Annotated in this window: 12 protein-coding genes; 5 read left to right on the plus strand and 7 right to left on the minus strand. The window is 48.3% G+C overall.

Annotated elements, in window-relative coordinates; translation table 11 throughout:
• Positions 1 to 56: 56 nt before the first annotated feature.
• The gene (locus tag MHN31_RS07240; protein WP_239443894.1) at positions 57 to 1,169 is read left to right on the plus strand and encodes an amidohydrolase family protein; all 1,113 of its coding nucleotides are present in this window, start codon (positions 57 to 59) and stop codon (positions 1,167 to 1,169) included.
• A 52-nt stretch (positions 1,170 to 1,221) separates the two neighbouring features.
• Here MHN31_RS07240 and MHN31_RS07245 read toward each other — a convergent pair whose 3' ends face one another.
• From MHN31_RS07245 to MHN31_RS07255, 3 genes are all read right to left on the minus strand, one after another.
• Positions 1,222 to 2,475, minus strand: coding sequence for a S41 family peptidase (locus tag MHN31_RS07245; RefSeq protein WP_239443895.1), 1,254 nt, complete (start codon positions 2,473 to 2,475; stop codon positions 1,222 to 1,224).
• 8 nt (positions 2,476 to 2,483) lie between these two features.
• Positions 2,484 to 3,092, minus strand: coding sequence for a hypothetical protein (locus MHN31_RS07250; RefSeq protein WP_239443896.1), 609 nt, complete (start codon positions 3,090 to 3,092; stop codon positions 2,484 to 2,486).
• Positions 3,093 to 3,203: 111 nt separating this feature from the next.
• Positions 3,204 to 4,238: a lysophospholipase gene (locus MHN31_RS07255; RefSeq protein WP_239443897.1), complete on the minus strand. Its 1,035-nt coding sequence runs from the start codon at positions 4,236 to 4,238 to the stop codon at positions 3,204 to 3,206.
• Between the two features lie 346 nt (positions 4,239 to 4,584).
• On the opposite strand from MHN31_RS07255, the gene MHN31_RS07260 reads away from it, so the two are divergent.
• From MHN31_RS07260 to MHN31_RS07270, 3 genes are all read left to right on the plus strand, one after another.
• Positions 4,585 to 5,259 (plus strand): type 1 glutamine amidotransferase domain-containing protein, encoded by a 675-nt coding sequence (locus MHN31_RS07260; protein ID WP_239443898.1) that lies wholly within the window; start codon positions 4,585 to 4,587, stop codon positions 5,257 to 5,259.
• A gap of 72 nt (positions 5,260 to 5,331) precedes the next feature.
• Positions 5,332 to 5,940: a glutathione S-transferase family protein gene (locus tag MHN31_RS07265; RefSeq protein WP_239443899.1), complete on the plus strand. Its 609-nt coding sequence runs from the start codon at positions 5,332 to 5,334 to the stop codon at positions 5,938 to 5,940.
• 217 nt (positions 5,941 to 6,157) lie between these two features.
• The gene (locus tag MHN31_RS07270; RefSeq protein ID WP_239443900.1) at positions 6,158 to 6,970 is read left to right on the plus strand and encodes an SDR family NAD(P)-dependent oxidoreductase; all 813 of its coding nucleotides are present in this window, start codon (positions 6,158 to 6,160) and stop codon (positions 6,968 to 6,970) included.
• A gap of 45 nt (positions 6,971 to 7,015) precedes the next feature.
• Here MHN31_RS07270 and MHN31_RS07275 read toward each other — a convergent pair whose 3' ends face one another.
• From MHN31_RS07275 to MHN31_RS07290, 4 genes are all read right to left on the minus strand, one after another.
• Positions 7,016 to 7,516, minus strand: a complete 501-nt coding sequence (locus MHN31_RS07275; RefSeq protein WP_239443901.1) for a tyrosine-protein phosphatase — start codon at positions 7,514 to 7,516, stop codon at positions 7,016 to 7,018.
• The gene (locus MHN31_RS07280) at positions 7,517 to 9,508 is read right to left on the minus strand and encodes a methyl-accepting chemotaxis protein (RefSeq protein ID WP_239443902.1); all 1,992 of its coding nucleotides are present in this window, start codon (positions 9,506 to 9,508) and stop codon (positions 7,517 to 7,519) included. It abuts the gene before it with no gap.
• 265 nt (positions 9,509 to 9,773) lie between these two features.
• Positions 9,774 to 10,199 carry a DUF2141 domain-containing protein gene (locus MHN31_RS07285; RefSeq protein WP_125560415.1) on the minus strand — a complete coding sequence of 142 codons (426 nt, stop codon included), beginning with the start codon at positions 10,197 to 10,199 and terminating at the stop codon, positions 9,774 to 9,776.
• A gap of 186 nt (positions 10,200 to 10,385) precedes the next feature.
• Complete coding sequence (locus MHN31_RS07290) at positions 10,386 to 10,964, minus strand: pyridoxal 5'-phosphate synthase (protein WP_239443903.1); 579 nt, start codon at positions 10,962 to 10,964, stop codon at positions 10,386 to 10,388.
• A gap of 219 nt (positions 10,965 to 11,183) precedes the next feature.
• On the opposite strand from MHN31_RS07290, the gene MHN31_RS07295 reads away from it, so the two are divergent.
• Positions 11,184 to 11,801, plus strand: a complete 618-nt coding sequence (locus tag MHN31_RS07295) for an HAD-IA family hydrolase (RefSeq protein WP_239443904.1) — start codon at positions 11,184 to 11,186, stop codon at positions 11,799 to 11,801.
• Positions 11,802 to 11,888 lie beyond the last annotated feature (87 nt).

An 11,888-nucleotide genomic window follows, 5' to 3' on the forward strand; every position in this document is an offset into this window, starting at 1 on the left:
GACCCAAAGTCCGGAATTGTCGTGTTGCCATTGTTCAATCTGGCTGGGAGAAAATAGTGAAAATACCTAAATTACGTGCCGTATTGCTGCCGATGGTAATGGCCTTGACCGCGGCTTGCCAAAATACGCAGAGCGAACGTCATCTGACACAGTTTAAGCGTAGCGCAGAGCAGGCTTGTTATGACAGGGACACCCAATCTTATACTTTCGTGGTGGATGCCCATGCCCACTTCCGCCCTTTCGGTGGAGAGGCCGTTCCTTATCCTGAATTGATCAGCTATTTTCAGCCAGCTGGCGTGTTATTTGTGAATGCCTTTGGGATTGGACAAATGTTTAGCGCACAAAGTGGTTGTCAGCGCTTTTCGGTGTGTCCGGCGGGTGAAATTAAGCCGACCATAAGAAATGATGTGATCAATGCATCCAACGCGTTATTGTATCCTAATGAGGAAGTCCACCTGACTCTGTCGATGAGCTTTGCTGACCTTAGTGAGCCGCAGCATATAGCGCAACAAATGGCACTGCTGGACGAGGAGTTTGGGCCTGCTTTTACCTGGATGGGGGAGGTGAATCTGGTAAAACAAGCCTTGTTCGCTCATTCGCACCGGGCAACGCCGCCACAGCGAATTGATGACTGGGCGCCCTTTATGGCCAGACTCAGAGGGCCTGGAGGGGGCAGGGCACCTATGCCTTTGTCAATTCATGCTGATATCGGCTCAGATCAGGCGCCAACCAAGTATTTGCATCTGATGGAGAGTGTGCTGGCCCGTTACCCGGAAAATCCGATCGTCTGGGTTCATATGGGGTTGTCTCGGGAGCAAACCAGGTTGGATCCGCAGTTACATATTGCGATTTTATCCCGGTTGTTGGATACCTACCCTAATCTGATGCTGGATATTTCATGGCGAGTTTTATATGAGGCATATTTTCGTCATGCGGCAATACGTGAGCAGTATGTGGCGTTTTTCAATCGTTATCCAAAACGTATTTTGACTGGCAGTGATATTGTGGCAGCAAAAGGCTATCAGCAAAGGGATTACAAGCGTGAAGTTGAGATCAATAGCCGCATTAATCAGTACCTGGATGATGAAGCCTTTCGATATATCGCGTTGGGGCAAAACTACTTTGATTTAATGAAGCTGGATTACCAGGCTCCTGAGGTATGCAAGTAGCGCAATGTAATCGTTGACAGGCCTTGTGTGGCAAGGCCTGCTGTAAGCTTGCTCACAGGCTTTGTAGTTGCTTTAAAGCGATGTCGAGAATAACGTCTTTACTCTGATCATGGTTTTTTTGTTCTATGACTTGATCTGGCATAAAGGCTTCTCGCGGTGTTCCGTTGATATGGAAGAGCTTTTCTCTGGGTAACAGGTAGTTAAGCTGGCTATGTGGCAGAGTTTCACTGTATATGGCACCCAGTAGCTGGGACATCTGAGTGCCAATAACCGTCGCCCGGCCCATGCCATGCAAGCCTATGGTCAGGCCCTCTCCCATGCTGCCAGTCCACTTATTACAAAGTACAATTAAGGGTTTGTCGTACTGAAAGTCTCCCCGTGGAAACACAAATTCCTGCCAGGCGCGTTTCACGCCAAACTCGCGCTCGATGGATACCAGCTCATGGGTTTGATAGGGCTGACGAACATTTATAAAGCGGCTCATAATGCCTCTTGCTACCTCTGTGTTGCCGCCGCTGGGTGTGTGACGTAAATCGAGGATCATCGCCTGAGTATCTTGCAACTGATGCATGGCGTCATCAAAAGCCTGGATCAGCGCGTTATTGCCCAGGCTATTTTCCGGGCGGATATAGCCAACGGCTCCAAATCGCTTTTGCGTGAGTAACGGCTTTTCTGCTATCACCTCCTGTACAATAGCTTCAATATCCAGCAGTTTTATCTCGGTCTTACCACGCCAGTGGACTTCCAGGGAGAGCCGTTGCTGACGCTTACCTGTGAGTAATCGGTTAAGTGTCCAACTCCTTGCCTCATCAAAACCAGAAACGTTGGCTTGCTCTATGGCTTGCTCAACAGGTACCCCATTCAGACGCAGCACCTGCATGCCTGCCCGAAAGCCTTGCTGGTAGGCAGGTCCCATAAATGGCACTTCAGTCAGTATGGCTTTTCCATTGTGCCAGTGTGCCCACAGGCCACTGGCTGTGGGCATAGGTAAGTAATAGTCTTTGGGTCTGGGCGTTACATCGGCATGATGATCATACCAGTGCTCCAGGCAGTGATTAAGTCGTCTCGAGAGCTGCATCTTGTCTTTGAGTTCAGTACTTTGCTGGCGAACACATTGCTCAAAGGTAGCAAAGTCAGTCTGCTTCTCATCGCGGTAAGCGTAGCCTAGCCGGACATAATCAATAAAGCTTTGTAGATCCTGTTGTATTTGATTTGGCGTCAGGAGATTTTGCTTGTCATCTATTTTGGCCGTGGCGTGACTCATGCCACTGGCTGCCAGAAGTGTTGCGACGAGTAGTAAACGCATGGCTATCCTTAATTCTTGTTGGTGTTATGGTTGGGGCGTACCAGTTGCTCTTCGTGTTCGTCCTGCATTTGCATGTAATCTTGCTCTGACAGCTCAGCGTTTTGAAATCGACGCTCCAGGATCAGTATTTGCTTGATATAGCGCATGCTGGCAATAAAAGTTTCAGGTGCAACCTTTTGGGAGCGCTGCAAGATGATCAGGTGCTCATTGAGTTCGCTTAACCCTTCCATGGAAAGGTTTTTGCTTACCAGATTCTGGGTGAGCATATTATCCAGGTATTGGGGGTAAACGAGTGGGTTACGGGTAAAAAACGCTTGTTTTTCGCCATATTTATCGATGTTCTGCTGATAGGCCTCATGAAGGCTGATACTGTATTCCAGACTTTCCTCAACGACGGCTTCTGCAGCATGGAGCACCTTAATCAAGTCTTTGACTTCTTTTCGATCTGCGTCGTAGTTGCTGATCGCAATTGCCAGCAGTACACCGACTAAGGTGGCAACCAGGGTCAGAATAAAATTACAGGCTACCTCATAACGGTGTGTGAAGGCCTTGAAAGACGGGGTAAACAGTAAAGCGCTGAGCGCCAGCAGTGCAATGGTCAGTATGATGTACAACATGATTGGGTATTTTTTATTGTTATATAACTAAGGTATTGATTTTATAGCTATCATGCAACTAAAAAGCGAAAAGAGGGTGAAGTTTGCTTGCAGCTTCACCCTGGTTTAAGCCTATAAGCGCTGTGGTGGTGCCTTGTGAGCGTGTGTATTCAGCCACTCGACCAGTGTGGCTAGTGCACCTGGTGCAAAATCATCTTCAGTTAAATACAGTGCTGCTCGCATCGGCAGCTCGGTTTTAAGCAGGCTGTGGGAGGCATTGCTGATCACCTTTTGAGTCAGTTTGTCTGGTGCTCCTACGGTATTAGTAAATACCTGCTGGCTATGTTCAATATCAACCCGGATATCTGAATCACCAAACAGCGCCAGCATTGGAAAGTGGATCTGAGCAAATCCAAGACTGACGTCGGAGTCGATATTCGCACGTACAAAGCGAAAGCGTGCTTCATCCTCCAATGGTTGTGTCATAAATGGATGTAAGTGTAGGTCACTGCCCAGGTAGTCGTTAAATCCGGCTTTAATGAGCTGATACTCCAGCTCGTTGAGCTCTTCAATCTCTTGCCAGACGGCGGTGTCGTCAGGGGGAATTTGCTCTTCCTCTATCAGGCGCAGCCACATTGTATACTTACTTTGCTCTCGCCAGTTTGCAGCGCCACCTATCAGGGCGGCAAACATGATTTCGGGCTCGTTGCCTAAATCGGCCAGCACCCAGCTTGCCTGGCTGAAGCCAACCACGCCAATAGGGTTATCTGGATAGCCATTTTGTCTCAGATAGCGAATGGCACTGCGGACTTCTTCTGCACGTTGTGACATAGTTTGGGTCAACCAGTCGCCGTCAGAATTGCCAATACCAGGTTTGCTCCAGGACAGAGTCGCGTATCGTTGCTCGTTTAAAGTGGTGATAATTGGCTCAAAGTAGCCATTGGCGCTGTGATCCATCGCACCATCCCCATGTATAAGTAAGACGATAGCATCGTTGCTTTGATGTACTTTAGGTACCACCAGTCTGGCATGTAATGTGTTTTCGCCTGAGCTGAAGGTGATGACACGGTCTTCAACCAGCTCTTGGTTACTGTTATGACAACCGCTGAGTAAGCAAAGCAGTATAAGTAAGAAGGCAGTGAAAAAAGTTGGATTCCATCTGGACATTATGATTTCTCCTTTAACTGATACGTCCAATAATCAACAGACTCCTACCATATAGAATGACCTGCTCTGAGGGTGTAAAGCTCTGTGGAAAGTTGTAATTAGCTGTAGGACTTCAGCTAAGGTAAAGGTAGTTTCTGTCTGAGCCAATGGATTTGGTCGCATCCGGGACTGATATAAACAGCCTGCAACCTGTACGAGCTGATTTTTGCAGTGTGGCAAAAGTGTTTGTCAGTTATATCCATTATCATTTTTTGAGAAATAATCTAAAGTGAATACACACAACGCATTGGCCACGAAATACGCCAGTACTGCGCAAATATTACGTAACTCAGGAGGATAAAGTAGGATGAAAAAAGTTCTAATTCCGGTCACTAACCACGCAACCTTAGGCGAAACAGATCAGGCAAATGGTACCTATGCTCCTGAGCTGACACATGTCGTTCATGTATTAAAAGCACAGGGAATTGCCTTTGAACTTGCATCTATTGCGGGTGGTCAGGTGCCGTTATATGGCACGGAAACAGAAGACGATGAGGTGAACCGTCAGATGCTTGAAGATCCTGAATTGCAGGCAAAAATCGCTAATACGTTGAAAGTCTCAGAGCTTAATGTGAGCGATTATGATGCGATTTTTTATCCGGGTGGCTTTGGTCTGCTCAGCGATTTGGCAAGCGACGACCAGTTTGCTGCTTTGGCGGCAAGTCATTATGAAGCGGGTGGGGTGATAGCGGCAGTGTGTCATGGTCCAGCGGCCTTGCTCCCAATCACTCTGAGTAACGGTGAGCTGCTCATTGCCGATAAGTCGGTCACTTGCTTTACCCGCGAAGAGGAGATTGATTTTGGTACCATCAGCGATATTCCCTTCCTGCTTGAAGAAGCCATTGCCCGCAAAGCGGCGCAATACCGAAAAGTGCAGCCCTGGCAAGAGCTGGTAGTTGAAGATGCACGCCTGATAACGGGTCAGAATCCGGCCAGCGCACATGCTGTGGGTGTAGCACTGGCTAGACATCTTACACAGTAATCATCGTTATTCTCGTCGGTCGTTTTTGATATGTGTACGGCCGACTTTTTCAGAAAAGGGATCCATGTTTTCATGATCAAAGTACACCATCTTAATCAGTCACGTTCAACTCGCGTACTGTGGCTGCTTGAAGAGCTTAAGCTGCCTTACGAAGTGGTACACCACGAGCGTGATCCGCATACCCGCCTGGCACCAGCAAGTCTGGGCCAGGTTCATCCGCTAAATAAAGCGCCGGCCATTGAACACAACGGGCTGGTGCTGTGCGAGTCGGGGGCCATCATGGAGTATTTACTTGATCAGGCTGAGCCGACAGCGCTACGGCCTGCAAAAAGCGATACACATTATTATCAGTATCTTGAATGGTTGCATTTTGCCGAAGGGTCTTTGGCACTGCCGGTGATCACGACTTTGTTGCTGGGTATGGAGCAGCGAGAGGGAAGCGCGCCATTGGATGGATACATTGCCAAAGAGCTTGCACTGGATCTGGGTTATATTGAAGCAACGTTGTCGCAACAAACGTTTTTTGCCGGTCCACAATTTAGTGCAGCAGACATTATGATGACCATCACGCTGGAGTTTGCCGCTAATCTCAAACTGCTGGACGATAAACCACAGATACAGCGCTATCTCAACCAGGTACAAAGTCGCGAGGCTTATCAGGCCGCCAGAAAGCAAGGGTAATTCGTGGTTATGGCTGCTTTGTTTTATCTGCGCAGAGCAGCTGTTTTTCTGACGCTGACCACTGAACATCGAATCTTATTATCAATATAATAAGAATACTGATTGTTTAATAAGTGAGATAATAAATTTTTATTAAATAATCTAAGCTGTATCTGTACCGTGAGTATGCTCCGGTTCTTTTCACTCGACCCAATTAACTTCAGTGAGCGATACAGTAATGACAAAAACCATATTAATTACCGGTGCGACCGATGGGATCGGTCTGGCTACGGCGAGAACACTCCTTGCACTGGGCCACCGCGTGATCTTACACGGCAGAAATGCAGAAAAGCTATCGACGCTCAAAGCTGAACTTTCGGCGCATATCGAGCCGGAGCGTGTTGCGACTTACACCGCAGATCTGAGTGTGATCAGTGATATCAAGCATCTGATCAATGAGCTAAAACGAGCAGGCACTGAGCTGGATGTGCTGATCAACAATGCTGGCGTGTTTGTAATACCAGAGCGAACCACGCCAGAGGGCATTGATGTACGCTTTATGGTGAATACTATTGCCCCTTATTTGCTGACGAGAGCTTTGCTGCCTGATATGAGGCAAGGTGCCAGAGTGATCAACTTATCATCGGCTGCGCAAGCATCCCTGATGCCACAAGAGATAATTGCATCCAGCAATTTGTCGGATAATGCGGCATATGCCAAAAGCAAACTGGCCCTGACCATGTGGTCGATGCAATTGGGTGCCGCTTCTGATGATTCACACTCGACGATTGTCGCGGTGAATCCGAAGTCTTTTCTGGGTTCAAAAATGGTTGAGCAGGCCTATGGTGTCGCCGGGGGCAATGTTCAGGAAGGCGCAGATATATTGGTGCGGGCGGCGTTGTCCGAGGAATTCTCCGGGGCGTCTGGCCAATATTTTGATAACGACCATGGCCGCTTTGCGCGGGCACATGATGACGCATATGATGAGCAAAAAGTAACAGAGCTACTCAAAGTCTTAGAGCATTTTCGTCAGCAATACGGGTTTGCGTAATACAATTGCCACTGTGCGATGACAGTGGCAATTAATCGCATATGATTACTCGAAGCGGGAAAATTGATTGAAAAACCCAAGCTGAGCCGGGTGGTTTAACGCTTTTGGACGCAGTGCCTGCACCTGAGGGATGATGTCCGCTTTATCCAGCCCTAGTTGATGCATGATCAAACCAATGGCCAGTCCTGTGCGTCCTGAGCCGCCTTTACAATGCACTGCAACGGTCCCCTGTTCAGACAGGATGGCCTTAAGCTGCGGCCAGCTCTTCATAAATGCCTGCGTAAAGTCTTCATTAGGTGGGGCATCATCTGCAATGGGCAACTGAAACCACGCCATGCCAAGGTCTTCACATACTTGAGGTAACGCGCTTGCCTCGTTACTTTCTAACTCCGAAGGGTACATGAGTGTTACAATGGCTTGTGCTCCGGCGTCACGCAATTGTCGTACTGAGTCATCCAGTGTGGTGCCCTTAGTGCCCGGGCATGGGGTAAATAACAAAGCTGCGCCGTTATCAAGACGCAGCGTATCGAAAGGGTGTGAGGTCATTTAGTCTGTCTGTTCCTGTACTTTATAGCGGTCTATTAATTCATCCATATCCATTGCGGCTTCTGCGATATTAGAGGCCGCCACGGCAATTTGCTCGGCCCCGGTTACTGTTTCGGTGGCTTTGGCAAATATTTCTACTATATGTCGGCTGACTTCGTCAATGGCATTGCTTTGCTGCTGGGTATTCACTGACACCGAATCTGTCACTGATTCCACCTGCTTAGCCTGGTCAACTATTTTGCCTAACGCTTCTTTAATGAGCTCGGCACGCTCGGCAGCCTGCATGGCATTTTCTTTGCCCTGAGTGATAACGTCCGAGGCAGATTTAGCACTGGTTTGTAGTTCGCTCACGAGTGCAGAAATTTCTTCTGTAGACTGCTGAGTGCGACTGGCCAGGCTGCGGACTTCGTCGGCAACCACCGCAAAGCCGCGGCCCTGCTCACCAGCCCGGGCGGCCTCAATAGCCGCGTTCAGTGCCAGCAGATTGGTCTGCTCGGCAATGCTCTGGATCATATCAACCATACCCGAAATGCTGCCCACCCGCTCGTTCAGCGCATCGACGGATGTCGCAGACTTCTCCATATCAAGGGATGCTTGCTGGATCACTTGTACCGCGTCTGTCACAACCTTTTGACCATTGATTGATTCCTGCGACACGGACTTTGCCGCTGCCGCGTTTTCTATCATAGAGTTGGCGATAACCTGAATATTGGCACTCATTTGCTCAGCCGCGGAGGCAATGGTTTGCACACCGGATTGTTGTTCAACCAAATTGGTCTGGCTCTGGCTGATGGCACAGGCGGTTTCGTGAGTCGATGTGGTGATTTTTTGCGACGCTCGACCAAACTCGATCAGATCTTCAGCAAATTGTCGAGTCAGGCTGTTAATGTCGGTTGCCGATTTACCAAGCTCATCAGAGCTAAGAATGCCGATTTCATGCGCCAGGTTGCGTTGATTCATCGCGATGATGATGCCTTCTGCAATCTTGGCAGACTGCTGATGACGAAGGCGGATTGAGATAAACAGCGCTGCTGTTATCAATAAGCCTATTACCAGAATAATCAATTCAACGACCAGAACCGTAACCGCTGACTCCTGAATTTTGATGGCCGTTTTGTCGACCAGTGTCAGCGCTTTTTCTTCAGCCTCTTTGAGCGCATTAATCCGTTGAGTGGCCGCTGAGAACCAGGCTTCGGGATCTTGTCCAAACCCCGAATCCCGATCTGCGACGGTGGCTCTGAAGGAGTCAACGTTTTTCATGGCTCTGCTATTTAATGCCTCAGTAAACATGGCTTTCATCTCTGGGGGAGATGCTTCGAGTGCTTCAGTCAGATAGACTTGTTGTTTGGTGTGAAGCTGGGTATAGCGGGTGCGAAGTGCCGGGGTAAATTTGTCTTGTGCAAACACATTGCTCAGCACCGCTCGCTCTATGCCTGCAGACTCCTTGGCGCTGGAGAAGTTGTATATCGCCATCAACTCAGTGGCAACGATGTAATCCCGGCTCAGGCGCGCTGCTGTGATAACAATATGCAGGCCCTGGTTGTTAATGTCGGTGTAGTATTTTAATGCTTCAGGCAGGCTCATAGAGAGCGAGCTGACTTTGCGCCTTACACTGTCGAGCTGGTCGAACTTTTGCAGCAATATGTTGAGCTCGCGCGTCATCTCTTCCGACAAATCCCAGTGTATCACTTCACTTTTAAGCTTAGCGAGCTGGCTTTCGGTAAGACGACGTTGCTGTGTCAGGTTGCTTTGAAATTTTTGGCCCTGTGAACCGATGAAGCCTGCAGAAGCCCCCCGCTCTTTTTGCGTTTCGTGTACCAGAGCGAGCACTGCATGGCTCAAAAAGGCATTATATTCGGCGTCATAGGCGTCATTCATGCGTTTTGCTGAAACTGACACATCATAAAAAATGACGCCGCCCAACAATAAACACGGAAGCAGAACAACAAGGGTAAGATGGCTGGATATGGTTTTAGCTATTGTTTTGAGCATGCACGACTCACTTCTTGGGTTTTAAGCGTAAATAGCTGTTTAAATATAGTGCGAAGTGACAATTTTGGATCACTTTGCGAACACACTATTGCATAAAGTTTCGTTATTGATCCAGTAACTTCATAACATTTAATAAGAAAAAAATACTATGATTCTGTTGTGGGTACACGCTGTTTCTCTTACAGGTATGTTAATGAAGTGGGTTTTTTGGATGGTTTGAGGGATAAGTGTCACAGACAAAAGGCTTGCTGTGACACTTTTTTAGTCAACGAAGTCGTATTTTTAAATTTTGACTTTGTTGCGTAATTTGTACCGCCAGTTGCGGAAACTGGGGTGCGCCAGTGAGCATTGCATTATTGCTAAAACCATAAGGTTCAGTTGGCATACCAAAGCGATTGCGATTCAGCCTGCCGTCGTTGTTGAGGTCCTGATAAACCATAAAGCTGTATTGTCCGGGTTCTACGTCGCGTAATATGAGTTCAGGTTGGGTGCCTGATACGTGTTGTTGTGCAACCCGCCATGCTTGTTGTTGTGTAAATGCGGCCGGAGAGTCATAGGCGACGAGCTTGAGTGTTCCAGATTGGTGTGCCAAACCACTGAATGTGATGGTCAGATCTTGTGCCATTGCGCTGGTTGATAGTGCGGCAAGCATGCAAGCAAGGGCGGTGGTGCGAGTCAGATGTTTAGTCATGTGAGTTATCCTTTGATGAGTTATTTTGTTGTTGGGATAACTTTACGAAATGGCGGGTGTGATGGCGTGTGTGATCTGTCATGACATTGGCATGACAGATGTCATTCGTGCTCCAATAACAGACTCATTTTGGCTGCACAACTGAATTGAGCAAGTTGAGGTATTTGGCAAGGGCCTTTACATGCGCTAAGGCTGCAACAAGGTTTTGGACCAGGCATTATTTTCATGCTGGTAGAGTTCGCGCACATGGAGCCTGCTCTCTTTGAAGGTGAGAAACTCGATACTGAGCGGGTGTACAACAAAGCCTCCCCAATCGTCGGGGAGTGGCACAGCTTGCGACTGATATTCTGCGCTTAGCGTACAGAGTTCGTTAGTAACATCGCTCAAGGACGACATAGGTTGGCTCTGTTGGCAGGCTAAGGTGGTGAGCTGAGCGTCGTGGCTGCGGCTTTGCCAGTAACGCAGTGCATCGGCACGGCTGATCTCGGTTGCCAGTCCTTTAACACGAACCTGATAGCCCAGGGCGTCCCACCAGGCTGTCATAGCCACTTTGGGGTCACGTCGCAGGTCCTGTCCTTTTTGCGAACCCAGGTGAGTGCAAAAAGTAAAGCCGGCATCACTCACCGCTTTAAGATCAACAAAACGACCACTCGGGAAGCCCTGTTCATCTATGGTAGAAATGCAGACGGCGCTGCATTGCTTGAGATTAGGCTGAGCTTTGGCTTGTTGCCACCAGGATAAGAACTGTTCGATAGGGTTATCCATCACGACTCCTTGTTGAGTTGTTTATCTTTACCTTGGCATGTTCCTACTTCGGTTTCAAATGATCCGTACAATGGTTATGTGCGTATGCTTTACAGGTCCCATTGCTGCGATGTGACCAGCAGGTAGGGCCTCGATAATTTTATTTTTAATATCTTTGCAAGGTGTTTCGGCTTACCCTATGTTTAGTTTGGTTGAAGCCTTGGTGATAAGGAAATATGAATGGCTGAATTAATGGTAAAAGGTGTGATTTTTGATCTGGATGGTACCCTGGTAACCTCCTCACTCGATTTTGCGTTAATCAAAGCACAGATAGGCTGTGATCGTGATGCAGACTTGCTTGATTTTGTAGAGTCTTTGCCTTCTCCTTACATGCGTGAAGAAGCCATGTCGCTCATCCATCAACATGAGATGCAGGATGCACAGCATGCGGAGCCGATCCCCGGAGTGTTAGACACTGTGTCGTTTTTAAAATCCATCGGCATACCTATGGCCATCGTCACACGTAACTACTCTAAGGCTGCGCAGCTAAAACTTGAGCGGTGCCGTCTGGGCCTGGACTATATGCTGACACGTGAAGATGCGTTACCTAAACCCGATCCTCAGGCACTGCATATGGTCGCTGATAGCTGGTCTTTACCTTATCAACACTGTGTCTATGTGGGAGATTACAAATACGATATTGAGGCGGCACAGCGTGCCAGTATGCATGCCTGTTTGTTTGCGCCCGTTGGTCTGCCAGATTACGCTCCGCAAGCTGATATTATCATAGAGCGGTTTATTGACCTACCTGCGGCACTTGGCCTGCATCACCGGGCTCGAACAGATCAGTTTGCTTAAAAAACCGGAGGAAATGCCGCAATACCGGGCAATTCTCGTCTGGGTATAGCCCAAAATGCAATGTCTTGTTAGAATCTTGTCCAATTT

Source organism: Pseudoalteromonas sp. McH1-42, from assembly GCF_022347845.1.
Classification (GTDB): Bacteria; Pseudomonadota; Gammaproteobacteria; order Enterobacterales; family Alteromonadaceae; genus Pseudoalteromonas; species Pseudoalteromonas rubra_D.

Bases quoted from the DNA above. Each gene is read 5' to 3' on its own strand.
- MHN31_RS07245 (WP_239443895.1), bottom strand. From the start codon at position 2,475: ATGCGTTTACTACTCGTCGCAACACTTCTGGCAGCCAGTGGCATGAGT.
- MHN31_RS07250 (WP_239443896.1), bottom strand. From the start codon at position 3,092: ATGTTGTACATCATACTGACCATTGCACTGCTGGCGCTCAGCGCTTTA.
- MHN31_RS07255 (WP_239443897.1), bottom strand. From the start codon at position 4,238: ATGTCCAGATGGAATCCAACTTTTTTCACTGCCTTCTTACTTATACTG.
- MHN31_RS07260 (WP_239443898.1), top strand. From the start codon at position 4,585: ATGAAAAAAGTTCTAATTCCGGTCACTAACCACGCAACCTTAGGCGAA.
- MHN31_RS07265 (WP_239443899.1), top strand. From the start codon at position 5,332: ATGATCAAAGTACACCATCTTAATCAGTCACGTTCAACTCGCGTACTG.
- MHN31_RS07270 (WP_239443900.1), top strand. From the start codon at position 6,158: ATGACAAAAACCATATTAATTACCGGTGCGACCGATGGGATCGGTCTG.
- MHN31_RS07275 (WP_239443901.1), bottom strand. From the start codon at position 7,516: ATGACCTCACACCCTTTCGATACGCTGCGTCTTGATAACGGCGCAGCT.
- MHN31_RS07280 (WP_239443902.1), bottom strand. From the start codon at position 9,508: ATGCTCAAAACAATAGCTAAAACCATATCCAGCCATCTTACCCTTGTT.
- MHN31_RS07285 (WP_125560415.1), bottom strand. From the start codon at position 10,199: ATGACTAAACATCTGACTCGCACCACCGCCCTTGCTTGCATGCTTGCC.
- MHN31_RS07290 (WP_239443903.1), bottom strand. From the start codon at position 10,964: ATGGATAACCCTATCGAACAGTTCTTATCCTGGTGGCAACAAGCCAAA.
- MHN31_RS07295 (WP_239443904.1), top strand. From the start codon at position 11,184: ATGGCTGAATTAATGGTAAAAGGTGTGATTTTTGATCTGGATGGTACC.